Origin of the sequence: Cellulomonas cellasea, from assembly GCF_030372105.1 — a bacterium.
Taxonomy (GTDB): Bacteria; Actinomycetota; Actinomycetes; order Actinomycetales; family Cellulomonadaceae; genus Cellulomonas_A; species Cellulomonas_A cellasea_A.
This window is the reverse complement of sequence record NZ_JAUDBQ010000006.1, coordinates 32,062-56,399: the sequence shown is the minus strand read 5'-3', so window position 1 is coordinate 56,399 and position 24,338 is coordinate 32,062. Positions and strand designations below refer to the sequence as shown.

Here is a 24,338-nt window from a genome sequence, read left to right as displayed (position 1 = left end):
CGCGCGAGGTGTACCTCGCACCCCCTGAGACTGCCGTCGAGCCCGCGCTGCCCGTCACCGCCGCCTCCCGCGCCCGACTCCGCGAGCGCGACGACGTCGTCCTGCTCAAGGGCCGCTACTGCCTGGTCAACACCGATCTCACACCGCATGCGGCGATGGTCGAGGACCTGCTGTTCGTGCGCGACGCCCTGGACACGGCCGGCATCGACTGCCTGCTGGTGCGCGGCAACGACGAGCGCCCCGTGATCGCCGTGGACCGCGCGCAGCGCAAGGCCCTGCGCGCGGCGCTGGCCAGCGCGTGCGCGGACGAGCCGTTCTACGTCAAGCCCCTCGACGCCAAGGCGCCGACGCTGCTGGTGGCCGACGGCGCCCTGTCCACCACGTCGAAGGCCCGGGCGTTCCGGCTGTACCGGCCGCGGGTGTGCCTCAACGGCGGGCTGCGGTACGGCGCCGCCACCGGCGTGCAGATCGAGTTGTGGGCGTTCGGGGACGACGACATCGTCCTGCCGATCGAGAACTCGCTGACCCGCCGCACCATCCACCGCGACGAGGCGGTGCGCGGCGAGGTCGAGCGCTACGGGCGGACGTGGACCACGATCGAGAACATGTTCGCCGAGCACGCGGCGGACATCAGCTTCGACATCGACCTGGTGTTCTCCTGGGTGGACGGCTCCGACAGCGCCTGGCAGAAGGCCCGGGCCGCGCGCATGCAGAGCTACGTGGTGGGCGAGGGCGACGACTCCGAGGCCCGGTTCCGGCAGATCGACGAGCTGCGGTACGCGCTGCGCTCGGTGCACATGTTCGCCCCGTGGGTGCGCCGCATCTTCGTCGCGAGCGACTCCCCCAAGCCGGCGTGGCTGGCCGACCACCCGTCGGTGACGTTCGTGCGCAGCGAGGAGTTCTTCACCGACACCTCGGTGCTGCCCACGCACAACTCGCAGGCCGTCGAGTCCCAGCTGCACCACATCCCCGGCCTCGCCGAGCACTTCCTGTACTCGAATGACGACATGTTCTTCGGCCGCGCGGTGAGCCCGGCGATGTTCTTCTCCCCGGGCGGGATCACCAAGTTCATCGAGGCCAGCACCCGCATCGGCCTGGGTGAGAACAACGAGGTGCGCAGCGGGTTCGAGAACGCCGCACGCGTCAACCGGCGCCTACTGAACGAGCGCTTCGGCCGTGTCACCACCCGCCACCTGGAGCACGCCGCGACCCCGCTGCGCCGCAGCGTCATGGCCGAGCTGGAGGCCGAGTTCCCCGACGAGTTCGCCGCCACCGCGGCCAGCCCGTTCCGGGCGAGCTCGAACATCTCCGTGACGAACTCGCTGTACCACTACTACGCGCTGCTCATGGGCCGCGCCGTGGCACAGGAGAACGCCCGCGTGAAGTACGTCGACACCACGTCGCGAGCCGGGCTCGCGGACATGACGTCGCTGCTCGCCTCACGGGAGATGGACTTCTTCTGCCTCAACGACGGCAGCTTCCCCGAGATCGACGCGGACCTGCGCACCCGTGCCGTGACCGAGTTCCTCGAGCAGTACTACCCGATCGCGGCGCCGTGGGAGAAGACGGCAGAGGACGGTCCCGTCAGCCCTGCCTGACAGTCACGCGGGAGCGGTCGCCCGCTCCCGCGTCGCGCCGTTCGCGGAGCGGCTCCGGGATGACGACGCCCGCGGCGGCGAGCCGTCGGGCCGCCTCCTCGGGCGTCACGGGCTCCCCCACCGTGAGGCCCGAGCCGAGCGGCACCACCGAGTGCACGATCGTGTCGTCGTACACATGCACCAGGTTGAAGCCCTGCGCGCCGTCGCGTCCCCGCAGGCCGCCCGCCGCGACGTTGAGGTCCTGCGTGTAGCAGGTGGCCGACGCGACGGACACGGGGATGCCCGCGAACATCGCGGTCGTCGAGTAGTGCAGGTGGCCGGCGAGGATCGTGCGCACATCGGTGCCGCGCAGCACGTCGGCCAAGTGGTGCTGGTCGCGCAGCTCGACGAGCACCGCGAGGTCCAGCACGCTCGGCACTGGCGGGTGGTGCAACGCGAGGATGGTGCCGTGCGGGGCGGGCTCGGCCAGCACTTGGGCGAGCCAGTCGAGCTGCGACTGGCGGATCTCGCCGTGGTGGTGGCCCGGCACGCTGGTGTCGAGGGTGACGATGCGCAGGCCGTCCACCTCGTCGACGCGGTCGATCGGGTCGTCGGAGGCTGGCTCTCCCAGCAGGGCGCGGCGGACGCCCGCCCTGTCGTCGTGGTTGCCCATCGCCCACACGACGAGCGCGCCGAGCCGCGCGGCCACGGGGTCCATGAGGGCCCTCAGCGTCGCGTAGGCGTCAGGCTCGCCCTTGTCGGCCAAATCGCCGGTGACGACGATCGCGTCCGGCCGGATGCCCGACGCCTCCGCCTCGGCCAGCACCTGCCGCAGCCGCGCCGTCGCGTCCACCGCCCCATACAGGGGGCCGTCGCCGACCAGGTGGAGGTCACTCAGGTGCCAGAGCACATGGTGCGGTCGAGGGTGCTCGGCTACGCGGTGGCTCATCGTTCCCCGTCCTAGATCCCGGTCGTGGGTCGATCTCAGCACCCCCAACCCAACACCCGGCGACCTCCAGGCGTCGGTGAGGCGTCGAACCGGGAGCGTCCGGGCAGAGCGGGGCGCCGCGGTCTCGCAGGCCGCCGCCGGACGGGCCCTCAGGACTCGTCGGAGTCGGACGCCTCGGGCGCCGGTGACTCGGGAGCCGCCTTCTTCTCGGCGGCCTTGGCCGTGCGGTCCCCGTAGCGCTGCCGGAACTTCTCGACGCGGCCAGCGGTGTCGACCACACGCGACTGCCCCGTGTAGAACGGGTGCGTCGCACTCGAGATCTCAACATCGACCACTGGGTAGGTGTTGCCGTCCTCCCAGACGATGGTCTTGGACGGCGTCGCCGTGGACCGCGTCAGGAAGGCGAACTCGCCTGACACGTCACGGAAGACGACCGGGTGGTAGTCGGGGTGGATGTCCTTCTTCATGACTCCAGCATGTGCCGGGAGGCTGGAAGGCGCAGCCGGGGGCGCGAGGCTTACGGTCGCGTACAGCGGAGCTGACCGGCCTGTGACGAGGCACCACCTGGCCACTGGGGGTGCTTCGATCGCGGCTACTGCCGGGTCGAGGCTGAAGACCCGCCGTACTCCAATTCGGCCGCAACCGACGCGAGTACGTTGGACAGCCATCTCAGAGGCGCCCCGAGCAGGCTCTCAGTTCCCCCTTCCCACCTCTCAAGGTCCACATCGAGAAACTCCAACGCTTCACTAACCTGGCCGATCGTGACTTCAGGCGCTTCTTGGAACACGTCAGTCAGGCGCAGGTCTTGAATCTCCCAAAAGTAGTCGAATGAAATGTCGAGCCCAGTACCATGCTGGCGAATCAACTCAGCCAAAAGTCGATCGATCTTCGCGCGGAGTTGCGAAAGATCCACCTCAATATCACTCACCAGACCATCAACTCCTTCAAAAAGTTGTCAAACTGCGTGTCGATCTCTTTCAGCAGACCGGTCGCCCTTCCGTTGATTATACTTTCACGACGAGCAATATTGTCACCAGCGGCGGCGAGGAAGCCCTTATTATCGTAGGCATCCGGATCTCGCAAGTACTTCTCGAGCTTGACGATGTGCTCGTCAATCTCTCGACCATACGACCTGAGAGCCCTCGCTCGGGACGGGGCGAATCGCGCGGCCACCTGCAAGAGGTCTGCGGACGTTTGGACGCCCTTAACAGCGACGCGGCCCGCGACTCCGAGTCCCGGGATCATTCCAACCGCGGACAGGGCGGCGCTCGCACAGTCGCCCTGCTGGTAGTGGCGAAGCGAAGCCCCTCCCGCCGCAGCCATGGACAAGCCTCCGAGGACCGCCGCAACCGGCGCCCCTACACCTGTCGCGGCGACGATTACTGCAGCGACACCAAGTCCCAGCGAGACGTTGTCGAGAGTGTCAGCCGTCCACGTGCCCGGGTTCCACCAGTCAAGGCCGAGGGGGTCGGTGAACTGCAGGGGGTTGCCATCGGTGTAGCCGTAGGGGTTGCCGGTGGTGGCTTCGAGGGGTCGCGGGTGAGGAACTGGGCGCTGGTGGGGTCGAAGTAGCGGGCGCGGAGGTAGAGGTAGCCGGTGGGGTCGGTGTACTCCCCGGCGTATCCGAACCGGGTGACCGCCGCGCAGAGCACGGAGGTGACGGCCTGCGGGATCCCGTAGGCGTCGTAGTCCGCGTCCGAGGTGACCGCGCCGGCCTGGTCGGTGGTGCTGCGCACGGAGCCGAGGGCGTCGGTGTGCAGGTAGTCGACGGACGCGTCGGCCAGGTCGACTTGGGCGAGCGGGGTGCTGCCGTTGCCGTACACGTAGGCGTGGGTCGCGTCGGTGAGCAGTAGTGGGACGCCGGCGAGGGTGTCCCAGGTGTACTGCTCGACGGTTGTGCCGGTGGTGGCGGTGGCGCGGAGGCCGGTGGCGGCGTACGTGTAGCTGGTGGTGGCCGCGCCCAGGCCGGTGACTGAGGTGAGTTGGTTGGCCTGGTTGTACGCGTGCCCGACGGTCCCCGCAGTCGGGCCGGTGTCGGTGGTGGCGGTGGCCCGGTTGCCGCGGGCATCGTACGCGTACGCCGTCGTCGTCGCGGGGGCTGTGCCGGTGGCGGGTGTGGCGAGGGTGGTGAGCTGGCGGGCGGTGTCGTAAGCGAGGGTGCGCCCGTCGGCCAGGGTGGTGACCGATCCGGCGGCGTCGAAGGTGAACGCGCCAGCGTTGTCCCCGGTGATCTGCTCGATCCGCCCGAGCCCGTCCCAGGCGAAGTCGCTGCTGGTGGTCGCCGTGGTAGGCGGCGCGCGGGACTGGGTGGATCGGATGGTGGTCTGGTCGGCGAGGAGCCCGGCGTCGGTGTACCCGTAGGCGAGTTCGAGCAGGTCGATCCCATTCCCGCTGACGGTGATGCCCAGGGTTTGGCCGGCGTCGTCGCGGTCGTAGGAGGTCACGAGATCGTTGGGGTAGACGACCTGCTCGGTGCGGCCGTCCGCGTCGTAGGTGTAGGTGTAGTCCCGGTCAGCCCAGTCGGTCACCTTGGTGAGCTGGCCCGCGGTGTCGTAGGCCCGGTGGACGACCTCGCCCGTGGGGTAGGTGAGGTCGGTCAAGCGGCCGAGCACGTCCCACGCGTACCCGACTGACGTGTCGCCATTGACGACCTCGAGTACCCGACCCAATACGTCATAGGCGTACGCCGTGGTGCCGGTTCCGTCCGTGACCGCGGTCGGTCGTCCGGCGAGGTCGTAAGCCGTGGCCACGTCCGGGGTGTCGTCGGAGTAGTCAGTGTTGACGCGCCGCCCTGCGGCGTCGTACGCGTAGGTGGTCACCGAGCCGTCGGCCTGGGTCAGCGTGGTGAGCAGGCCCGCAGCGTCGTATCCGAACGTCGTGGTGCGCCCGGCGGTATCGGTCGCAGTCGCACGCCGGCCCGCAGCGTCGTAGGTGTAGGTCGTGCGCGCCCCGGAAGCATCAACCGTTGCCGTGACCTGCCCGGTCGTGTCGTACTCCCACTTCAGGTCACTGCCGTCAGCGCGCAGCACCTTCACCGGGCGCCCCGCCGCGTCGTAGCTCGTGGTGACCTTGCGCCCGTCGGCGTCGGTCACCGTCACCGGACGCCCGGCCTGGTCGTAGGTGGTGGTCGTGACCTTTCCCAACGGATCCGTCACGGTCAGGAGCTGGTCGCCGGAGTCGTAGGTGTAGGTGGTCCGCGCACCGGACGGGGTGATTGTGGCTGTGACCCGGTTCCCGGCGTCGTATTCCGTGCGTGACACCCGACCGAGCGCGTCGGTCACCGCAGTCGGGCGGCCGAGCGGGTCATAGGAGGTCGAGGTCGATGCGCCGGTGGCGTCGGTGACCTTCGTGACCCGGCCAGCGGCGTCGTACGTGAATACGGTGCGATTCCCGGCGGCATCGACCACCGCGGTGACCTGGCCCGCCACGTCGTACTCGGTGGTCGTGGCACCGCCGGTCGCATCCGTCACCGTCGTCGGCCGGCCTCCGGCATCGTACGCCGATGCCACGAACGCACCCAGCGGATCGGTCGCGCTCAACTGCCGACCGGCCGCGTCGTAGGTGAACGTCGAGGTGAAGTCCCCCGGGTCCGTGCCCGCGATGTTACCCAGAGGGCTCGTCGCTGATACCTGCCGCCCCAAGGAGTCGAACGCCGTGGTCGCGACCGCACCGTCGGGTGCCGTCATCGAGGCCAAGAAACCGTGCGCGTCGTACGTCATCACCGTCGCGCGTTCAAGGGCATCGGTGACGGACGCCACAGTGCCGTCCGGGTTCACGGTGTACGTGGTCCGCGCACCGTCTGGACCAGTCGAGGACAGCAGGTTCCCACGCTCGTCATAGGCGAACGTTGTGGCCTCGCCTGCCGGGTTCGTCACCACTAGCGGGTTGTTGAACTCGTCGTATGTGCTTGTTGAGGTGCGGCCCAGTGGGTCGGTCGCCGACGTCTGGTTGCCGCGGGAGTCATAGGTGACAGTGGTCGTCTCGCCCGCGGGGTTGGTCGTCGCGACCCGCAGGCCATCGACGTACGCGTAGGTGGTCGTCGCCTCCGCGGAGGTGCCCTCGGCCACCGTCTGGGCGACCACGGCTCCGTCGGCGTAGGTGCTGCGGGTCTTCGATCCGTCCGGCGATGTAACGAGCGTGGAGCCGTCACCGCTCGAGTCGATGTCGTAGACGAAGGTCATGACCCGGTCGAGCGCGTCGGTCTGCTGCACGACCCTGCCGTGGTCGTAGACGTTCTCGACGCGCGCGCCGTTCGGGTCGGTGAACGCGGTGATCTGGTGCGCCGAGTCGTACTCGTAGGTCGTCACCCCACCGGTGACGTCGGTGACCGCCACCAGATCGTCTGCGGCGTCATAGGTGTAGCCGACGCTGCGGCCGGTGCTGTCGGTCACGGTGGTGACGTGACCGTCCGTCCAGGACAGGTCGATCGAGCGGCCACGGTCGTCTGCGATCCGCGTCAGGTCGCCATCGGTGTAGGTGAGGGTACGGGTGTTGCCATTGCGGTCGGTGATCGTGGTCAGCTCGCCGTTTGCGGCGAAGACGTAGGTCTGGCCGTCCTTCCGCTCGAAAGCGTAGGTCCCGTCTTCTCGCGCGACGAGGGTCGCCTGAACGCGAGCAGCGGTGGCGAATCCGTCGTCGGTGCGGGCGAACGGAACGAACGAACCATTCTCCTGGACAACGACGAGCTGCTGGGATTCGGACAGGTCGGCGCCGATGGTCGAGTGCGCCTTCTCGAGCCGCATACTCAGGTTGGAGGACCATCCGTGTCCGAAGCCCTGGTCGATCGAAGCGACCGTGGAGCCGTAGTTTCGCGTGACCGCCAAACCACCGAGGGAGAGATCGGTGATCGTGTCCCAGAACTCCCCCGTGTAGGTGTTCACCGGGTCGCCGGCGCAGGTTTGGCAGCTCGGGATCGACGGGTTGTACCCACCGCTGGTTTCCCAACGCACGCCGTTGCGAATGGTGCCGCCGTCAGAGGTGAAGGTAATCGGGTTCCAGCTCACCGCCTGGATGTCGACGTTTGGGCCCTCGCTCGATGCGACGACCCCGGCGTACGAGTGCCCCTTGGTCGCGTCTACCGTCGTGATGCACTCGCTGCCGGTCGTGCAGGTCTTCACTACGGTCCCTGCCGTGAGGTCCAGGACGTAGGTCCGGTAGTGGCCGCCTGTCTTTCCGACGTTCTGGCCGCCGGTGGTCACGATGACGGGGACGCGTCCGCCTTGCACCGGGCCGTACTGCCAGATGGACGCGGACCAGGAGTCGCGCGAGACCGTGTAGTACGACGTTGACGCCGCGACGCGCAGCGTCGGGTCGTCCGGGTCAGCGGCGAATGCCCGGTACGCACGGGTGCCCGTGTAGTAGCCCGGGCTGGCGTCAACGATGCACGGGCTCGAATCGCAACTCGCCAGGATCTCGCCGGTGGTCGTCTCCTGGACGTAGAGCGAGTAGACGTCCCACGGGAAGTTGTCGTCCCTGCTCAACGCCTGCAGCGTGATGGGTTCACCGGCGCGGAAGACGCTGCCGTTCTGCGACCAGAACTCGAGATACAAGTATCGGTCGTACCAGCCGTCGTATGGTAGCGACGCGATAACCTCCCCTTGCCTCCACACTTCGACAGCGATTTCATGTTGAGTAGGCCCCTGAAAGCCGTTGTAGTACGAGCACGCGCTCAACTCACCGGGGGCCACGCCGCCACATACGAGCGTGTCGGTGTCTTTGTCGCGGATTTGAACCTGGTACTCGTCGCTCGGATCAATGCCGGCTGGCGGAGTCGCGCCGGCGTAGAACTCATACCAAGCGGAGCTCGCGTAGGTCGGCCAAGTTGAGCTGTGCCCCCATCCACCGTTCGCGTCCCACGGGTCGAGCTGGTACACCGGCCGTGTGCCAATGGTGAGCCCCCACCCATTTTCCGTACCCGTCGTCTCCTCACCCGATGTCGGCAACGGCAGTGTGAGCCGCGACGCCTCCGAGACGGCTTCCATGACCTCGGGCGCCTCCGGCCAGGACAGCACCACCGGCTTCGAGAACGTGTCCCCCGCCCGAGCGATGTACGACGCGGTCTCGCCCGTCGGCACCTCAACAGCGCAGTCGTCGCCAACGATGCAGGTCGCGAGCACCGCCCCATCGTCGGCCTGAATCACCACGGGCTGACTCAGGTCCTTGCCCGCCCCGGTCGCGACGAGGGTCGTCACATCCTCGCCCTCCTGCACTGTCAACGAGAGCGGGCCGGGATCGACTGGCTTTGCCGAGGCCACCACCGTCGGCGCCTCAATTGCACTAGCCGGCGCGGCGGGCCACGGCCCGGCCGACACCACACCGCACGCCACAGCAGTGATCACGACAACGACATGCTGGAAACGGATACGCACTACGAGGCCCCCTCCCGCACGGCCTGGGCCGGCGCGAACATCAACGGTCCGGCTGATGCTCCGCCACTCCGGAAGATCAGCAAAGCGAGCCGTTCTCGAATTGTCGGCGGGAACTAACGCCACCCTGACCAGAGGCGATGGGATATATGACAAGCACCCTAGCGCATGAGAATTGGGAGAAACATGGTCGGAAATCCAGACTTCCGCTTCATGCCGCCCCTGTCACCGCGAACCTGCTGCGCACTCCCCTGGCATGCGCGGCTTGTCCGCCATATTGACGGTAGCGATGCCTGTTACCTCGGTGGCGATTAATCGGCCGGATTCACCCTTTCGGCCGCCTCTTCTCCATTGTGTGCGATCGGTGCCCCAGCAGACCTTCGTGCAGCGCCAGCTCGGCGCTGCGGGCCGTGGGGCGGACGCACCGGCGCGTAGCGCCAGGCACGGAAGCTGAGAGGCATAGCCGGAACGCGCTCGCGACTAGCCCGTCATACGAGCCCAACCAGCCACTGATCAAGCCGCTGCTGGTTCCAATTGGCGCCCGACGGCCGCCGGCGCGCCGGGAGCCGCGGAGGGCTGTGCCCGCCTGCGCAGCAGTCGCATGGCGTTGAGGATGACGACCAGCACCGACACCTCGTGCACGAGCATCCCCACGGACATGGTCACCCCGCCGATCAGCACTCCCAGCAGGAGCAGCGCCACGGTGACCAGCGCGGCGGCGATGTTCTGCCGCATGGTCGCCACGGTGCGGCGTGCCAGCCGGATGGCCTGCGGCAGCTTCCGCAGGTCGTCGGCCATCAGGGCGATGTCGGCGGTCTCGAGGGCGACGGCTGATCCCGCCGCGCCCATCGCCACACCGAGGTCGGCGACTGCCAAGGCGGGGGCGTCGTTGACGCCGTCACCCACCATGGCCACGACGTGCCCCTGGCGTTGCAGCTCCCGGACGGCGTTGTGCTTGTCTTGTGGGAGCAGCCCGGCCCGCACCTCATCGACGCCGGTCGCGCTGCCGACGGCGAGGGCGACCGGGAGGGCGTCACCCGTGAGCATGACGACCGTGCGCACGCCCGCGCGGTGCAGCTCGGCGACCATGTGCGCGGCGTCGGGCCGCACCTCGTCGGCGACGGCGAGCACCCCGACAACGGCGCCATCGACCGCCACGATCATCGGAGTGCGCCCGGCAGCGGCGAGCTCGTGGGCCACCCCATCGCTGCCCCGGACGTCGGCGATGTCGAAGTGGGACAACAGGGCGACGTTGCCGACGAGCACGCGATGCCCGTCGCTCGTCGCCGTGATGCCCATCCCGGGGATCGACTCGGCGGCCTCCGGGAACTGGCCGCTGGGCGGCCCTTCAGCGCGGGCGGCGTCCAGCACCGGCCGTGCCAGGGGGTGCTCGGAGCCTGCCTCGGCCAGCGCAGCCCAGCGCAGGACGGCTGCTCGGTCCGCGTCCGGGTCGAGCACGACGACGTCGGTCAGGAGCGGGCGTCCACGCGTCAGCGTGCCGGTCTTGTCGACGGCGACCGCCGTGATCTTCGCCGCCCGCTCCAGGTGCTCCCCGCCCTTGATGAGGATGCCGTCCTTGGCCGCGCGGCCGATGCCGGCCACGATCGAGACGGGGATGGAGATGACCATCGCCCCCGGGCACCCGATCACGAGCAAGGTCAGCGCGAGGACGACGTCGCCGGTGAGCGCCCCCGCGACGACCGCGAGGACGATGATGCCGGGCGTGTACCAGCGGGAGAACCGGTCCATGAACCGCTGAGTGCGGGCCTTCGCGTCCTGAGCCTCCTCGACGCGGTGGATGATCCGGGCCAACGTCGTGTCGGCCCCCACCCCGGTCGCCCGCACCCGCAGCACACCACCACGGGAGACGGTGCCGGCGAAGACCTGGTCCCCGACGGCCTTCTCCACCGGGATCGACTCCCCCGTGATGGAGGCCTGGTCGACAGCCCCGGCCCCGGCGACGACCTCGCCGTCGACCGGCACCTTCGCGCCGTTCTTGACCACGACGGTCTCTCCCCTGGCGACGTCAGCGGCTGCCACCTCGATCTGGCCGCCCACACGCAGCACGACGGCGACATCCGGGGCGACGGCGACCAGCTCGGCCAGCGCCGACCGGGTCCTGCTCAAGGTGGCCTGCTCCAAGGCGTGGCCGACCGCGAACAGGAATGTGACCGCGGCGGCCTCCCAGTACTGGCCGATCACCACCGCCCCGACGGACGCGACCGTGACGAGCAGGTCGATGCCGATCACCCGCGCCGCCAGTGCGCGGATGGCGTGGACGGCAATGGGCGAGCCCGCCACCACGGCTGCCGCGAGCATCAGGGCATTGCTCGCGAGTCCCGCCGCGAACACCGCGGCGACCGCGGCCGACCCCGCGATGAGCAGTCCGCTCACCGCGGGAACGACCCAGCGGCCGCGCAGTCTCATGGCCATCAGAACGCCGCCGCGGTGGAGGCGTAGCCGGCCTTGGCGACTGCGGCGATGAGGGCCTCGACCCCGACGATCTGAGGGTCGTGGTCGATCTCGATGCGGCTCGAGGCGAAGTGCACAGTGACGGCGCTGACGCCCGCGAGACGTCCGACCTGCTTCTCGATCTTCGCCACGCAGGACGGGCAGGAGAAGCCCTCGGCCCGCAGGATCGTGCGGGTGGTCGCGGCGGTGGAGGTGGAGGGGGTGCTGATGGAGCTCATGATCGAACCTCTTCTCGTGGAGCCTGTGTCGCCCGTTCGAGGCGACTGACTCGGACGTTAGGAGGCTGGCCACCACGCGAGAATGACGTGCGTCATGTAGCCGCAGCACCGCTGCATTTTGGCTCGGCCGGGTCCTGGATCCGGGGGGATACGCTCGCCCGGAGCCCAGGAGACGATGTGAGCACCTCGCACCCCCACCATCAGCACGACGGGTCCGGGCCGACGGCGGCCCCCTCCGCCCGACGGCGGATCCCGCTGCGCACGCCCTGCGCCGAGCCACACCACTGCCCCACGCCGGTCCGGATGCGCGTCCTGGGCCACGTCCCGCTCTTCGCCGGCCTCTCGACGTCAGAGCTCGAGGCCATCGACGCCCGGATGGTCTCGCTCGCCTGGCCGGCCGGGGGCCAGATGTTCACCGCTGGCGCCCCCGCAGACCACCTCTACGTCCTGGCCTCCGGCCGGGTGAAGGTCTCCCAGCCGACAGACGGCGGGCGCGAGATCGTCGTCGACCTCCTCACCCCGGGCGACCTCTTCGGGACCCTGACCACCCTCGGCGACCCGACCTACCCGGAGACGGCCGAAGCCCTCACGACCACCTGCGCCCTGCGGATCGACCCCACCGCATTCCGCGCCGTGCTCACCGAGCACCCGACGGTCGCCCTGCGCGTGCTCGACGACGTCGCGGCGCGCCTCGCCCGGGCCCGCTCCGACCTCGGCCGCCACTCCACGGACACCGTGGCGCAACGCGTCGCCGCGACCCTGCTCCGGCTCGCGGACAAGCTCGGCCAGGAACGGGCCGACGACGGCGGCACCCTGCTCCAGATCCCGCTCTCCCGCGCCGACCTCGCCGGGATGACCGGCTCGACGCCCGAGTCCGTGTCCCGGGTGATGAGCCAGCTCCGCAAGGACCAGGTCATCGACTCGGGACGCCGGTGGACAGCGGTCCTCGACCGGGACCGCCTGGCTGACGTCGCCGCGGGCTCATCGGAACGGTAGGACCCGGCGGCGCCTACCTCTGGACCTACCGCGCCCTGGTCGGCTCCGCGGCGGGCTCCACGCCCGTCACCGTCGTCAGGAGGAACACCGAGTCCTCCTCGGCCCGCACGGCATGTCGAAGGTGCGTGAGCAGCGCGACCTCTCCCGCGGCCACCTCATCGACCTCCATGCCGGTGACCTGCACCCGGCCCACCAGCACCTGCAGGCTGGCCGCGCTGGGCGAGTTGTGCTCGGCGAGCTCCGTGCCCGCCACGAGGGCGATGACGGTCTGCCGCAGTGGGCCATCATGCAGCAGCAGCTCGGCGCTGCGGCCGTTATCGGCCGCGCGGGCGGCATCGAGGTGCGACTGGGCGAGCAGGATCAGGTTGGCCATGCGTCCTCCTGGGATCGCGACGAGCGTAGGGGACGGCGGCGCTCGCCGCCGGGGCACGAGGCTCACACCTCGAACAGGTACCCCATGCCCGGCTGGGTCAGTAGGTGGCGCGGGTGGGACGGGTCGGCCTCGAGCTTGCGCCGCAGTTGGGCGTGTAGACCCGCAGGTAGCCCGTCTCGTTCGTGTAGGCCGGGCCCCAGACCTCGAGCAGCTCGTCGCGGGCGACGAGAACGTCGCCCGTACGCATCGTCAGGCTTCGCGTTGGTCTCTCCGACATGGCCCCGACCCCGGCGACGACCTCGTCGTCGACCGGGGCCTTCGCGCCGTTATTGACCACGACCGTCCCTCCCTTGGCGACTCGCACCCGGGCGAGCATCTCGGGCACAGCACAGGCTTGGTCAAGGATCGCGCAGGAGGAGTCCCCCCGGGTGTCGGCACACTCCCCAGCGTGCCCGACGAGGCCGTTGGCGGTAGCCGCCTAACAGCCACAGGCGCGCACCTTGCCCACGATCAACTCCACAGGCGAACGAGCGCTGCGCCACAGCGGCGATCAACAAATACTTCGCGACCGTTAAGCGTCAATCGAGATAGAAGGATCCCCTCAGAAATCAGAGAGACACTCGTGGGCTCCTCAGTCCAGTCCACCCGAACCTTGTCGGAGGTAATGGCATTGTAGGCGAACCCCAGCGATGCCACCCGATGCCCGTACGCTAACTGCCCGATGGGTGACCACCGAGATAGCAGTGCTTTTGCGCCCGGGAAGTTGCTGAAATCAAGCAGCGCGATGGGGATGGCCATTAGCGCGACGGAAAAGCGCCCGAGCCGAGTAGAGAGGAACCTTCCCACTCGCAGCGCAGTGCAGGCCCCAAGAACTTCACCCGGCCATGGAAAGTTCGCCAAGCCAGCTCGCGTGGGCGAGATCAGCACCGACTCGGGTTCTCCTCGCGCCCTCATGGAAGACTCCCCCACTTATCAAGCCAGTCGGTCCTCTCGTCGAGGAAGCTCCCCAGAGGGATTGTCCCCCACAAGAAACGCGAGACGTCACCCTTCCAATCAGCCGGGGTGCATGTTGCACTACCAGCGTCGCCCTGCAGCGCCATTTCGATTTGCCGAGCCCCCTTTCCTGCTTTAGCAATGCCGCTGCCTATGTGATAGACACCTACGCCTGCTCCGACAACGCCAGGAATCGCGCCAACCAAAGTAACTGTGGCTGTTGCACCGAGGAACACGATCGCTCCGCCTTGAGCGACCTTGACCGTCCCCCAGGTGAGGTTGACCACGCCCGCGGCGAGGGTACCCCAGTCGCCGGAGAAAAGGCCTAGGGGGTCGGTGAACTGCAGTGGGTTGCCGTCGGTGTAGCCGTAGGGGTTGCCGGTGGTGGCTTCGAGGGGGTCGCGGGTGAGGAATTGGGCGCTTGTGGGGTCGTAGTAGCGGGCGCGGAGGTAGAGGTAGCCGGTGGCGTCGGTGTACTCCCCGGCGTATCCGAATCGGGTGATCACCGCGCAGAGCACGTCGGTGACGGCCTGGGGGATTCCGTAGGCGTCGTAGTCGGCGTCCGAGGTGACGGCGCCGATGTGGTCGGTGGTGCTGCGGACGGAGCCGAGGGCGTCGGTGTGCAGGTAGTCGACGGACCCGTCGGCCAGGTCGACCTGGGCGAGCGGGGTGCTGCCGTTGCCGTACACGTAGGCGTGGGTCGCGTCGGTGAGCAGTAGCGGGATGCCGGCGAGGGTGTCCCAGGTGTACTGCTCGACGGCTGTGCCGGTGGTCGCGGTGGCGCGGAGCCCGGTAGCGGCGTACGTGTAGCTGGTGGTGGTCCCGTCCAGGCCGGTGACTGAGGTCAGCTGATTGGCCTGGTTGTAGGTGTGCCCGACGGTCCCGGCGCTCGGGCCGGTGTCGGTGGTGGCGGTGGCCCGGTTGCCGCGGGCGTCGTAACCGTAGGCCGTCGTCTTGGCGGGGGCGGTATCGGTGGCGGGTGTGGCCAGGGTGGTGAGCTGGCGGGCGGAGTCGTAGGCGAGGGTCCGCCCGTCGGCCAGCGTGGTGACCGATCCGGCCGCGTCGAAGGCAAACGCGCCAGCGTTGTCGCCGGTGATCTGCTCGATCCGCCCGAGCCCGTCCCAAGCGAAGTCACTGCTCGAGGCCGCCGTGGCCGGTGGCGCCCGGGACTGCGTGGAGCGGGTGGTGGCCTGGTCGGCCAGGAGCCCGGCATCGGTGTACCCGTAGGCGAGCTCGAGCAGGTCGATCCCATTCCCGCTGACAGTGATGCCCAGGGGTTGGCCGGCGTCGTCACGGTCGTAGGACGTCACGGCATCGTTGGGGTAGACGACCTGCTCGGTGCGGCCGTCCGCGTCGTAGGTGTAGGTGTAGTCCCGGTCAGCCCAGTCGGTCACCTTGGTGAGCTGGCCCGCCGCGTCATACACGCGGTGCGCCTTCTCCCCGGTGGGGTACGTGAGGTCCGTCAGGCGGCCGAGCTTGTCCCACGCGTACCCGACGGACGTGTCACCGTTGGCGACCTCGAGCACCCGACCCAACACGTCATAGGCGTACGCCGTGGTCCCAGTTCCGTCGGTGACCGTGGTCGGTCGTCCGGCGAGGTCGTAGACCGTGGCCACGTCTGGGGTGTCATCGGAGTAGTCCGTGCTGAGGCGCCGACCTGCCGCGTCATACCCATAGGTGGTCACGGACCCGTCGGCCTGGGTCAGCGTGGTGAGCAGGCCCGCCGCGTCGTACCCGAACGTGGTGGTGCGCCCGGCGGTGTCCGTCGCACTCGCACGCCGGCCCGCAGCGTCGTAGGTGTACGTCGTGCGCGCACCGGAAGCATCGACGGTGGCGGTGACATGCCCGGTCGCGTCGTACTCCCACTTCAGGGCACTGCCGTCAGCGCGCAGCACCTTCACCGGGCGCCCCGTCGCGTCATAGCTCGTGGTGACCTTGCGCCCGTCAGCATCCGTCACGGTGACGGGACGCCCGGCCTGGTCGTAGGTGGTGGTCGTGACCTTCCCCAGCGGGTCGGTCACGGTCAACAACTGGTCGGCGGCGTCGTAGGTGTACGTGGTCCGCGCCCCGGACGGGGTGACGGTGGCGATGACACGGTTCCCGGCGTCGTACTCCGTGCGCGACACCCGCCCCAGCGCGTCCGTCACCGCCGTCGGGCGACCGAGCGCGTCATACGAGGTCGACGTCGACGCGCCGGTGGCGTCGGTGACCTCCGTGACCCGGCCAGCGTCGTCGTAGGAGAAGACGGTGCGACTCCCGGCGGCATCGACCACGGCGATGACCCGGCCCGCTAAGTCGTACTCGGTGGTTGTGGTCGCGCCGGTCGCATCCGTCACGGTCGTCGGCCGGCCTCCCGTGTCGTACGCAGATGCCACGACCGCGCCCAAGGGATCGGTCCCACTCAACTGCCGACCGGCCGCATCGTAGGTGTACGTCGAGGTGAAGTGCCCCGGATCCGAGCCCGCGAGGTTACCCAGAGGGCTCGTCGCTGATATCTGCCTTCCCAGAGAGTCGAACGCCGTGGTCGCGACCGCGCCGTCGGGAGCCGTCATCGACACCAAGAAGCCGTGCATGTCGTACGTCATCGCCGTCGCGCGTTCGAGGGCATCGGTGACAGAGGCCACCGTGCCGTCGGGGTTGACGGTGTACGTGGTCTGCGCGCCGTCTGGACCGGTCGAGGACAGCAAGTTCCCACGCTCGTCATAGGCGAACGTTGTGGCTTCGCCTGCCGGGTTCGTCACCACGAGCGGGTTGTTGAACTCGTCGTATGTGCTTGTTGCGGTGCGGCCCAGTGGGTCGGTCGCCGAGGTCTGGTTGCCGCGGGAGTCATATGTGACGGTGGTCGTCTCGCCCGCGGGATCGGTCGTCGCGACGCGCAGACCATCGACGTACGCGTAGGTGGTCGTCGCCTCCACGGAGGTGCCCTCGGCCACCGTCTGGGCGACGACGGCTCCGTCGACGTAAGTGCTGCGGGTCTTCGATCCGTCCGGCGCGGTCACGAGAGTGGAGCCGTCGCCGCTCGAGTCGATGTCGTAGACGAAGGTCATGACCCGATCGAGCGCGTCCGTCTGCTGCACGACCCTGCCGCGGTCGTAGACATTCTCGACGCGCGCGCCGTTCGGGTCGGTGAACGCGGTGATCTGGTGCGCGGAGTCGTACTCGTAGGTGGTCACCCCACCGGTGACGTCGGTGACCTCCACCAGGTCGTCTGCGGCGTCATAGGTGTACCCGACGGTGCGGCCGGTGCTGTCGGTCACAGCGGTGACGTGACCGTCCGTCCAGGACAGGTCGATCGAGCGGCCACGGTCGTCTGCGATCCGCGTCAGGTCGCCATCGGTGTAGGTGAGGGTGCGGGTGTTGCCATTGCGGTCGGTGATCGTGGTCAACTCGCCGTTTGCGGCGAAGACGTAGGTCTGGCCGTCCTTCCGCTCGAAAGCGTAGGTCCCGTCTTCTCGCGCGACGAGGGTCGCTTGAACGCGAGCAGCGGTGGCGAATCCGTCGTCGGTGCGGGCGAACGGAACGAACGAACCATTCTCCTGGATGACGACGAGCTGCTGGGATTCGGATAGGTCGGCACCGATGGTCGAGTGCGCCTTCTCCAGCCTCATCCTCAGGTTTCCGGACCATCCATGACCGAATCCCTGGTCGATCGAAGCGACCGTGGAACCGTAATTGCGCGTGACCTTAAGGTCACCGAAGGAGAGATCGGTGATCGTGTCCCAGAACTCCCCCGTGTAAGTGTTCACCGGGTCGCCAGCGCAGGTTTGGCAGCTCGGGATCGACGGGTTGTACCCACCGCTGGTTTCCCAACGCGCGCCGTTGCGGATAGTTCCACCGTCGGAGGTGAAGGTGATCGGGCTCCAGCTCACCGCTTGAACGTCGATGTCTGGGCCCTGGCTCGATGCGACGGCCCCGGCGTACGTGTGCCCCTTGGTCGCGTCAACGGTCGTGACGCACTGGGTGCCGGTCGTGCAGGTCTTCACCACGGTCCCCGCCGTGAGGTCCACGATGTAGGTCCGGTAGTGGCCGCCGGTCTTTCCGACGTCCTGGCCGCCGGTGGTGACGATCACCGGGACGCGCCCACCTTGGACCGGGCCGTACTGCCAGATGGACGCGTACCAGGAATCGCGCGAGACCGTGTAGTACGAAGTCGATGCTGCGACATGCAGGGTCGGGTCGTCCGGGTCAGCGGCGAACGCTCGGTACGCACGGATGCCCGTGTAGTAGCCCGGGCTTGCGTCGGCGATGCACGGGCTCGAGTCGCAGCTCGCCAAGATCTCTCCGCTGGTCGTCTCCTGGAGGTAGAGCGAGTAGACGTCCCACGGGAAGTTGTCGCCGCCGCTGGCCGCCCGCAGTGTGATGGGTTCGCCAGCGAGGAAGACGCCGCCGTTCTGCGGCCAGAACTCGAGATGCAAGTACCGGTCGTACCAGCCGTCGTACGGTAGCGAGGCGATGACCTCTCCATGCCTCCGCACTTCCACTGCGACTTCGTGCTGATCAGGTCCCTGATATTCGTGATAGTACGAACATGCCACACTCAGGTCACCGGGAACCACGCCGCCACAGGCGAGCGTGTTGTCGATGTCTTTGTCGCGGATCAAGACCTCGTATTCGTCGCTCAGATCAACGCCGGCAGGCGGGGTCGCGTTGGCGTAGAACTCATACCAAGCGGAGCTCGCGGAGGTCGGCCAAGTTGAGATGTGCCCCCATGCCCCGTCCGTGTCCCACGGCTCGTGCTGGTACACCGGCCGTGTGCCAATGGTGAGCCCCCATCCATTGTCCGTACCCGTCGTCTCCTCACCCGATTTCGGCAAGGGCAGGGTGAGCCGCGACGCCTCCGAGATGGCTTCCATGGCCTCGGGCGTCTCCGGCCAGGCCAGCACCACCGGCTCCGAGAACGTGTCTCCTGCCCGAGCGATGTACGACCCCGTCTCGTCCGTCGACACCTCGACCGCGCAGTCGTCCCCCACGATGCAGGTCGCGAGGATCGCCCCGTCGTCCGCCTGAATCACCACAGGCTGACTCAGGTCGTCGCCCGCCCCTGTCGCGACGAGCGTCGTCGCGTCGCCCTCCTGCACTGTCAACGAGAGCGATCCGGGATCGACCGGTTTCACCGAGGCCACCACCGTCGGCGCTTCAACTGCACTAGCCAACGCGGCGGGCCACGGCCCGACCGACACCACACTGCACGCCACAACGGTGATCACGACAACGACATGCTGGAAACTGATACGCACCACGAGGCCCCTCCCGCGCGGCCTGGGCCGGCACGAACATCAACGGTCCGACTGATGCTCCGCCACTCCGGAAGATCAGCAAAACGAGCCGTTCTCGAATTGTCGGCGGGACTAACGCCACCCAGACCAGAGACGATGGGAAATATGACAAGCGCCCAGGCGCATGAGAATTGGGAGAAACGTGGTCGGAAACTTAGAGTTCCGCTTCACGCCACCCCTGTCAGCGCGAACCTGCTACGCACTCCCCTGTCGCACGCTGCTTGTCCGCCATAATGACGGTAGCGATGCCTGTTACCTCGGTGGTGATTAATCGGCCGGATTCACCCTTTCGGCCGCCTCTTCTCCATTGTGTGCGCTCGGTACCACAGCTGACCTTCAGGCAGCGCCAGCACGGCGGGCCGTGGGGCGCTACGCACCGGTGCGTAGCGCCCGGCCCGGAAGCTGAGAGGCGCAGCCGGGGCGCGATCGCGGCTAGCCCGTCACTCGAGCCCCACCAGCCGCTGATCATGCCGCTGCTGGTTCCGGTTGGCGCACGATGGCCGCCGGGGCGGCGGGAGCCGCGGAGGGCTGTGCCCGCCTGCGCAGCAGTCGCATCGCGTTGAGGATGACCACCAGCACCGACACCTCGTGCACGAGCATCCCCACCGACATCGTCACCCCGCCGAGCAGCACCCCGAGCAGGAGCAGCGCCACGGTGGCCAGCGCGACGGCGATGTTCTGCCGCATGGTCGCCACGGTCCGGCGCGCCAGCCGGATGGCCTCCGGGAGCCTCCGCAGGTCGTCGGCCATCAGGGCGATGTCGGCGGTCTCGAGGGCGACGGCTGATCCCGCCGCGCCCATCGCCACCCCGACGTCCGCGACGGCGAGCGCAGGGGCGTCGTTGACGCCGTCGCCCACCATCGCCACGACGTGCCCCTGCCGCTGCAGTTCCCGCACGGCGTCGTGCTTGTCTTGTGGGAGCAGCCCGGCCCGCACCTCGTCGGCGCCGGTCGCCGCTCCCACGGCGCGCGCGACCGGGAGGGCGTCCCCCGTGAGCATGACGACCGTGCGCACGCCCGCGCGGTGCAGCTCGGCGACCATGTGCGCGGCGTCGGGCCGCACCTCGTCGGCGACGGCGAGCACCCCGAGGACGACGCCGTCGACCGCCACGATCATCGGCGTGCGCCCCGCGGCGGCGAGGTCGTGGGCCACCCGATCGCTCCCCCGGTTGTCGGCGATGCCGATGTGGGACAGCAGGGCGACGTTGCCGACGAGCACGTGGCGCCCCTCGCTCGTCGCGGTGATGCCCTTCCCGGGGATCGACTCCGCGGCCTCGGGGAACTCGCCCGTCAGGCCCTCGGCGCGGGCGGCGTCCAGCACCGGGCGGGCCAGGGGGTGCTCGGAGCCCGCCTCGGCCAGCGCGGCCCAGCGCAGGACGGCAGTCCGGTCCGCCTCCGGGTCGAGCACGACGACGTCGGTCAGCAGCGGGCGACCACGCGTCAGCGTGCCGGTCTTGTCGACGGCGACCGCTGTGATCTTGGCCGCCCGCTCCAGGTGCTCCCCGCCCTTGATCAGGATGCCGTCCTTGGCCGCGCGGCCGATGCCGACCACGATCGAGACCGGGATGGAGATGACCATCGCGCCCGGGCACCCGATCACGAGCAGGGTCAGCGCCAGGACGACGTCGCCGGTGAGCGCCCCCGCGACGACCGCGAGGACGATGATGCCGGGCGTGTACCAGCGGGAGAACCTGTCCATGAACCGCTGAGTGCGGGCCTTGGCGTCCTGCGCCTCCTCGACGCGGTGGATGATCCGGGCCAGCGTCGTGTCGGCCCCCACGCCGGTCGCCCGCACCTGCAGCACGCCACCACGCGAGACGGTGCCGGCGAAGACCTGGTCCCCGATGGCCTTCTCCACAGGGATCGACTCCCCCGTGATGGAGGCCTGGTCGACCGCCCCGACCCCGGCGGTGATCTCGCCGTCGACCGGGACCTTCGCGCCGTTCTTGACCACGACCGTCTCCCCGATGGCGACGTCGGCGGCCGCCACCTCAATCTGTCCGCCCGCCCGCTGGACGACGGCGACATCCGGTGCGACGGCGACCAGCTCGGCCAGCGCCGACCGGGTCCGGCTCAGGGTGGCCTGCTCCAGGGCGTGGCCGACGGCGAACAGGAACGTCACAGCGGCGGCCTCCCAGTACTGGCCGATCACCACCGCCCCGACGGAGGCGACGGTGACGAGCAGGTCGATGCCGATCACCCGCGTCCCCAGCGCGCGGACTGCGTGGACGGCGATGGGCGATCCCGCCGCGACGGCTGCCGCGAGCATCAGCGCGTTGCTCGCGACGCCCGCGCCGAATACCGCGGCTGTCGCGGCCGATCCCACGATGAGCAGCCCGCTCACCGCGGGGACGGCCCAGCGGCCGCGAGGCTTCCAGGAGACGGCCATCAGAACGCCGCCGCCGTGGAGGCGTAACCGGCCTTGGCGACAGCCGCGATCAGCGCCTCGACGCCGACGGCCTGCGGGTCGTGGTCGATCTCGATGCGGCTCGAGGCGAACCGCACTGTGACGGCGCTGACGCCCGCGAGACGCCCGACCTGCTTCTCGATCTTCGCCACGCAGGACGGGCAGGAGAAGCCCTCGGCCCGCAGGATCGTGCGGGTGGTCGCGGCGGTGGAGGTGGAGGGGGTGCTGATGGAGCTCATGATCGAACCTCTTCTAGTGGAGTCTGCGCCGCCCCGGTCGAGGCGACTGACGCCGACGCTAAGAGGCACGCCGCCACGCGAACATGACGTGCGTCAGGTAGCCGCAGCACCGCGCGGAATGTCCGGACCCAGACCTCGGATCAGGGGGGATACGCTCGCGAGGAGCCCAGGAGACGATGTGACCACCCCGCACGCACACCCTCACCACGACGGGCCAGGGCCGACGACGACGCCCTCGGCCCGACGGCGGATCCCGCTCCGGACAGCCTGTGCTGAGCCCCACCACTGCCCGACGCCTGTCCGGATGCGCGTCCTGGGCCACGTCCCGCTGTTCGCCGGCCTTTCGACGTCAGAGCTCGAGGCCATCGACGCCCGGATGGTCTCGCTCGCCTGGCCGGCCGGGGGCCAGGTGTTCACCGCTGGCGCCCCCGCCGACCACCTGTACGTGCTGGCCTCCGGCCGGGTGAAGGTCTCCCAGCCGACAGACGGCGGGCGCGAGATCGTCGTCGACCTCCTCACCCCGGGAGACCTCTTCGGGACCCTGACCACCCTCGGCGACCCGACCTACCCGGAGACGGCCGAAGCCCTCACGACCACCTGCGCCCTGCGGATCGATCCCACCGCGTTCCGGGCCGTGCTCACCGAGCACCCGACGGTCGCACTGCGCGTGCTCGACGACGTCGCGGCGCGCCTCGCCCGGGCCCGCTCTGACCTGGGCCGCCACTCCACGGACACCGTGGCCCAACGCGTCGCCGCGACCCTGCTCCGCCTCGCGGACAAGCTCGGCCAGGAACGGGCCGACGACGGCGGCACCCTGCTCCAGATCCCGCTCTCCCGCGCAGATCTCGCGGGAATGACCGGCTCGACGCCCGAGTCCGTGTCCCGTGTGATGAGCCGGTTCCGCAAGAACCAGGTCATCGACTCGGGACGCCGGTGGACAGCGGTCCTCGACCGGGACCGCCTGGCTGAGGTCGCCGCGGGCTCATCGGAACGCTAGGACCCGTCGGCCTCGACGCCGGTGACGCGCAGGCGGCCCACCAGAACTTGCAGGCTCGCCGCGCTAGGCGAGTTGTGCCCGGCCGACTCGACGCCTCCAACGAGGTCGATGAAGGCCCGCCGCAGAAAGCCGTCACGCAAGAGGACGTCGGTGCTGCGGCCGTGGTCGGATGTCGATTTGACCGATGAGTGCAGTCTCCCGCTCCCAGTACGTCGGGATGCGGGGCTGGAGATCTCCGACAGCGCACTACAAGCGCTTGGTTGCTTCAGATAGCAGCCATTCCACGACCTCGAATGGCACATGACGATTTGTGTAGAAGGCGACCGTGCGCAATTGAGTCCTGGCGTCCACGAACACCTCTGCCACTTGCTCACCCGACTCGACATCCGCTAGTTCAAGCGCCATGCCATCACGATCGCCGACGGCGCTGACGATCAGCAGTTTGTACTTATTCACCGCATCGGCTCCCGGAACCACATGGGACTCCCATCTTTGCCCGGCGGAATCCTGCCCTGGGACGAGCCTCGTCCGCCGGAGGCCTCGGCGTGCGCTCTCTCATTGGGGGAGGCCGCCCCGCCTGCAGATTTATCTCATCTGAACTTCGCGTATATTTCGGCGCCCTCCCAATGATCTTCGTACGCCATGAGAACTCGCTGGGCGCTCCTGCGGACCCGCCAGTCAACGCCTTCAACATCGAGTGAAGTGAGTGCGAGGCGAATTTCAGGCCACCGGAGTTCGTGCATGCAGAACTCCACTAATTCCACGATACCCGGCTCACCGAGGACCAACTCTCCGAATGATGGCTCAAGGATGAGTTTGAGAAGCCGGTCCACATAATACTCACGATGCTCGGCGTCGAGCTTCATACGCTCCAACGCTTCCACCAGAAGCGGCTCAATCGAGGCCGTGCCTGGGAGCGCCTCTTCGGTAGAAATGACGAGAGAAACCAGTTCGTCGAATGACTCACTCATCGCGTCCTCCGCTCTCACGCTGTGGACATCTTCGATCTAAGAAAGCCGACCTTGGTGCGCGCGAACGCCTCGCTGGTCCGTCACCTCGTCGAGGTTGCCCACACGCTTTCCCCGAGATGCGCAATCTCCCACGCCAGCCTCGTTCGCACGCAGGCCTACCGCGCCCTAGTCGGCCCCGCGGCCGGTTCCACGCCCGTCACCGTCGTCAGCAGGAACACCGAGTCCTCCTCGGCCAGCACCGCGTGGCGCTGGTGTGTGAGCAGGGCGATCTCCCCCGCGACCAGCGCGTCGGCCTCGACACCGGTGACGCGCAGGCGGCCCACCAGGACTTGCAGGCTGGCCGCGCTGGGCGAGTTGTGCTCGGCGAGCTGAGTGCCGGCCACGAGTGCGATGACCGTCTGCCGCAGTGGGCCGTCGTGCAGCAGGAGTTCGGCGCTGCGGCCGTTGTCGGACGTGCGGGCGGCGTCGAGGTGCGACTGGGTGAGAAGGCTCAGGTTGGCCATGTG

The 24,338-nt window shown here is 68.7% G+C and carries 19 protein-coding genes and 1 pseudogene; 4 read left to right on the top strand and 16 right to left on the bottom strand.

Features of this window, described 5'->3' with window-relative positions; genetic code table 11:
* Nucleotides 1–155 precede the first annotated feature (155 nt).
* Nucleotides 156–1,598: a stealth family protein gene (locus QUV83_RS07405; RefSeq protein ID WP_436231895.1), complete on the top strand. Its 1,443-nt coding sequence runs from the start codon at nucleotides 156–158 to the stop codon at nucleotides 1,596–1,598.
* Here the strand turns inward: QUV83_RS07405 and QUV83_RS07400 are convergent.
* The 7 genes from QUV83_RS07400 to QUV83_RS07370 all read right to left on the bottom strand — a co-directional run bounded on the left by QUV83_RS07400 (nucleotide 1,585) and on the right by QUV83_RS07370 (nucleotide 11,581).
* A complete protein-coding gene (locus tag QUV83_RS07400; protein WP_289563555.1) occupies nucleotides 1,585–2,526 on the bottom strand; it encodes a phosphodiesterase in 942 nt (313 codons plus the stop codon). The genes QUV83_RS07405 and QUV83_RS07400 overlap by 14 nt on opposite strands.
* A 149-nt stretch (nucleotides 2,527–2,675) precedes the next feature.
* Nucleotides 2,676–2,993: a type B 50S ribosomal protein L31 gene (locus tag QUV83_RS07395; protein WP_289563554.1), complete on the bottom strand. Its 318-nt coding sequence runs from the start codon at nucleotides 2,991–2,993 to the stop codon at nucleotides 2,676–2,678.
* 125 nt (nucleotides 2,994–3,118) lie between these two features.
* Nucleotides 3,119–3,454 (bottom strand): hypothetical protein, encoded by a 336-nt coding sequence (locus tag QUV83_RS07390; protein ID WP_289563553.1) that lies wholly within the window; start codon nucleotides 3,452–3,454, stop codon nucleotides 3,119–3,121.
* Nucleotides 3,451–3,849, bottom strand: a complete 399-nt coding sequence (locus QUV83_RS07385; RefSeq protein ID WP_289563552.1) for a hypothetical protein — start codon at nucleotides 3,847–3,849, stop codon at nucleotides 3,451–3,453. Before QUV83_RS07385 ends, QUV83_RS07390 begins: the two co-directional genes overlap by 4 nt.
* A gap of 56 nt (nucleotides 3,850–3,905) precedes the next feature.
* On the bottom strand, nucleotides 3,906–8,717 hold the full coding sequence (locus QUV83_RS07380) for a DUF6531 domain-containing protein (RefSeq protein ID WP_289563551.1): 4,812 nt from the start codon (nucleotides 8,715–8,717) through the stop codon (nucleotides 3,906–3,908).
* A 687-nt stretch (nucleotides 8,718–9,404) separates the two neighbouring features.
* On the bottom strand, nucleotides 9,405–11,324 hold the full coding sequence (locus QUV83_RS07375) for a heavy metal translocating P-type ATPase (RefSeq protein ID WP_289563550.1): 1,920 nt from the start codon (nucleotides 11,322–11,324) through the stop codon (nucleotides 9,405–9,407).
* Nucleotides 11,324–11,581: a heavy-metal-associated domain-containing protein gene (locus QUV83_RS07370; protein WP_289563549.1), complete on the bottom strand. Its 258-nt coding sequence runs from the start codon at nucleotides 11,579–11,581 to the stop codon at nucleotides 11,324–11,326. The genes QUV83_RS07375 and QUV83_RS07370 overlap by 1 nt, the downstream gene beginning before the upstream one ends.
* Nucleotides 11,582–11,758: 177 nt before the next feature.
* Here QUV83_RS07370 and QUV83_RS07365 point away from each other — a divergent pair, with 177 nt between their 5' ends.
* Nucleotides 11,759–12,577, top strand: coding sequence for a Crp/Fnr family transcriptional regulator (locus QUV83_RS07365; protein WP_289563548.1), 819 nt, complete (start codon nucleotides 11,759–11,761; stop codon nucleotides 12,575–12,577).
* Nucleotides 12,578–12,602: 25 nt separating this feature from the next.
* Here QUV83_RS07365 and QUV83_RS07360 read toward each other — a convergent pair whose 3' ends face one another.
* The 3 genes and pseudogenes from QUV83_RS07360 to QUV83_RS07350 form a co-directional block, all read right to left on the bottom strand.
* Complete coding sequence (locus QUV83_RS07360) at nucleotides 12,603–12,950, bottom strand: cupin (protein ID WP_289563547.1); 348 nt, start codon at nucleotides 12,948–12,950, stop codon at nucleotides 12,603–12,605.
* A gap of 62 nt (nucleotides 12,951–13,012) precedes the next feature.
* Nucleotides 13,013–13,179, bottom strand: a pseudogene (locus tag QUV83_RS07355) (winged helix-turn-helix domain-containing protein); the annotation flags it as partial.
* A 721-nt stretch (nucleotides 13,180–13,900) separates the two neighbouring features.
* A complete protein-coding gene (locus tag QUV83_RS07350) occupies nucleotides 13,901–18,358 on the bottom strand; it encodes an RHS repeat-associated core domain-containing protein (RefSeq protein ID WP_289563546.1) in 4,458 nt (1,485 codons plus the stop codon).
* 427 nt (nucleotides 18,359–18,785) lie between these two features.
* Here QUV83_RS07350 and QUV83_RS07345 point away from each other — a divergent pair, with 427 nt between their 5' ends.
* The gene (locus QUV83_RS07345) at nucleotides 18,786–18,950 is read left to right on the top strand and encodes a hypothetical protein (protein WP_289563545.1); all 165 of its coding nucleotides are present in this window, start codon (nucleotides 18,786–18,788) and stop codon (nucleotides 18,948–18,950) included.
* 734 nt (nucleotides 18,951–19,684) lie between these two features.
* Here QUV83_RS07345 and QUV83_RS07340 read toward each other — a convergent pair.
* Nucleotides 19,685–21,607, bottom strand: a complete 1,923-nt coding sequence (locus tag QUV83_RS07340) for a heavy metal translocating P-type ATPase (protein WP_289563544.1) — start codon at nucleotides 21,605–21,607, stop codon at nucleotides 19,685–19,687.
* Complete coding sequence (locus QUV83_RS07335) at nucleotides 21,607–21,864, bottom strand: heavy-metal-associated domain-containing protein (RefSeq protein ID WP_289563543.1); 258 nt, start codon at nucleotides 21,862–21,864, stop codon at nucleotides 21,607–21,609. Before QUV83_RS07335 ends, QUV83_RS07340 begins: the two co-directional genes overlap by 1 nt.
* A 304-nt stretch (nucleotides 21,865–22,168) precedes the next feature.
* Here QUV83_RS07335 and QUV83_RS07330 point away from each other — a divergent pair, with 304 nt between their 5' ends.
* Nucleotides 22,169–22,861, top strand: a complete 693-nt coding sequence (locus QUV83_RS07330) for a Crp/Fnr family transcriptional regulator (RefSeq protein WP_289563542.1) — start codon at nucleotides 22,169–22,171, stop codon at nucleotides 22,859–22,861.
* Here the strand turns inward: QUV83_RS07330 and QUV83_RS07325 are convergent.
* From QUV83_RS07325 to QUV83_RS07310, 4 genes are all read right to left on the bottom strand, one after another.
* Nucleotides 22,858–23,001: a hypothetical protein gene (locus QUV83_RS07325; protein WP_289563541.1), complete on the bottom strand. Its 144-nt coding sequence runs from the start codon at nucleotides 22,999–23,001 to the stop codon at nucleotides 22,858–22,860. The genes QUV83_RS07330 and QUV83_RS07325 overlap by 4 nt on opposite strands.
* A 106-nt stretch (nucleotides 23,002–23,107) precedes the next feature.
* Nucleotides 23,108–23,317 carry a hypothetical protein gene (locus QUV83_RS07320; RefSeq protein ID WP_289563540.1) on the bottom strand — a complete coding sequence of 70 codons (210 nt, stop codon included), beginning with the start codon at nucleotides 23,315–23,317 and terminating at the stop codon, nucleotides 23,108–23,110.
* A gap of 134 nt (nucleotides 23,318–23,451) precedes the next feature.
* On the bottom strand, nucleotides 23,452–23,832 hold the full coding sequence (locus QUV83_RS07315) for a hypothetical protein (protein WP_289563539.1): 381 nt from the start codon (nucleotides 23,830–23,832) through the stop codon (nucleotides 23,452–23,454).
* Between the two features lie 155 nt (nucleotides 23,833–23,987).
* Complete coding sequence (locus QUV83_RS07310) at nucleotides 23,988–24,335, bottom strand: cupin (protein ID WP_289563538.1); 348 nt, start codon at nucleotides 24,333–24,335, stop codon at nucleotides 23,988–23,990.
* Nucleotides 24,336–24,338: the final 3 nt, after the last annotated feature.

Bases quoted from the DNA above. Each gene is read 5' to 3' on its own strand.
- QUV83_RS07405 (WP_436231895.1), top strand. From the start codon at position 156: ATGGTCGAGGACCTGCTGTTCGTGCGCGACGCCCTGGACACGGCCGGC.
- QUV83_RS07400 (WP_289563555.1), bottom strand. From the start codon at position 2,526: ATGAGCCACCGCGTAGCCGAGCACCCTCGACCGCACCATGTGCTCTGG.
- QUV83_RS07395 (WP_289563554.1), bottom strand. From the start codon at position 2,993: ATGAAGAAGGACATCCACCCCGACTACCACCCGGTCGTCTTCCGTGAC.
- QUV83_RS07385 (WP_289563552.1), bottom strand. From the start codon at position 3,849: ATGGCTGCGGCGGGAGGGGCTTCGCTTCGCCACTACCAGCAGGGCGAC.
- QUV83_RS07375 (WP_289563550.1), bottom strand. From the start codon at position 11,324: ATGGCCATGAGACTGCGCGGCCGCTGGGTCGTTCCCGCGGTGAGCGGA.
- QUV83_RS07370 (WP_289563549.1), bottom strand. From the start codon at position 11,581: ATGAGCTCCATCAGCACCCCCTCCACCTCCACCGCCGCGACCACCCGC.
- QUV83_RS07360 (WP_289563547.1), bottom strand. From the start codon at position 12,950: ATGGCCAACCTGATCCTGCTCGCCCAGTCGCACCTCGATGCCGCCCGC.
- QUV83_RS07345 (WP_289563545.1), top strand. From the start codon at position 18,786: ATGGCTTCCATGGCCTCGGGCGTCTCCGGCCAGGCCAGCACCACCGGC.
- QUV83_RS07340 (WP_289563544.1), bottom strand. From the start codon at position 21,607: ATGGCCGTCTCCTGGAAGCCTCGCGGCCGCTGGGCCGTCCCCGCGGTG.
- QUV83_RS07335 (WP_289563543.1), bottom strand. From the start codon at position 21,864: ATGAGCTCCATCAGCACCCCCTCCACCTCCACCGCCGCGACCACCCGC.
- QUV83_RS07330 (WP_289563542.1), top strand. From the start codon at position 22,169: ATGCGCGTCCTGGGCCACGTCCCGCTGTTCGCCGGCCTTTCGACGTCA.
- QUV83_RS07315 (WP_289563539.1), bottom strand. From the start codon at position 23,832: ATGAGTGAGTCATTCGACGAACTGGTTTCTCTCGTCATTTCTACCGAA.
- QUV83_RS07310 (WP_289563538.1), bottom strand. From the start codon at position 24,335: ATGGCCAACCTGAGCCTTCTCACCCAGTCGCACCTCGACGCCGCCCGC.